The following is a 388-nucleotide window of genomic DNA, read 5'->3' as shown; positions in this document are numbered from 1 at the left end:
GCTTCGGCAAAGCCCGCCCGATGACAAGGCGGTGCTGGTGCCGGCCGCATCGGGCGGTGTGGGAACGCTGCTTGTCCAACTGGCCAGGCTGAAGGGCGCACGCCAGATGATCGCAGCCGCCGGCGGCAAGGCAAAGCTGGATTTCGCCTTGTCGCTCGGCGCCGATGCCGCAGTCGACTATACCAAGCCGGACTGGCCCGCTCGCGTCCGCGACCTCACCGGCGGGGAGGGCGCCAACATCATCTACGACACAGTCGGCGGTGCGCTGACCGCTGCCTTGCTTGAGGCCTTGGCGTCTGGCGGCGAACTGGTGTTCGCGGCGCTCGGGCGCTTTGGTCTCGCTGCCTCTGATCTGGAGCGGTTGATCGGCCGCAACCAGTCACTCAGG

At 67.8% G+C, this 388-nt stretch carries 1 protein-coding gene; it reads left to right on the top strand.

Going from position 1 to position 388, the window contains the following annotated elements:
• A partial coding sequence (locus EOB49_RS34450) for a zinc-binding dehydrogenase (RefSeq protein ID WP_245472980.1) occupies positions 1–388 on the top strand: 388 nt, incomplete at both ends.

The organism is Mesorhizobium sp. M7A.F.Ca.MR.148.00.0.0 (assembly GCF_003997735.1).
In the GTDB taxonomy this organism is placed as follows: Bacteria; Pseudomonadota; Alphaproteobacteria; order Rhizobiales; family Rhizobiaceae; genus Mesorhizobium.
This window is presented reverse-complemented; position numbering and strand designations above follow the sequence as displayed.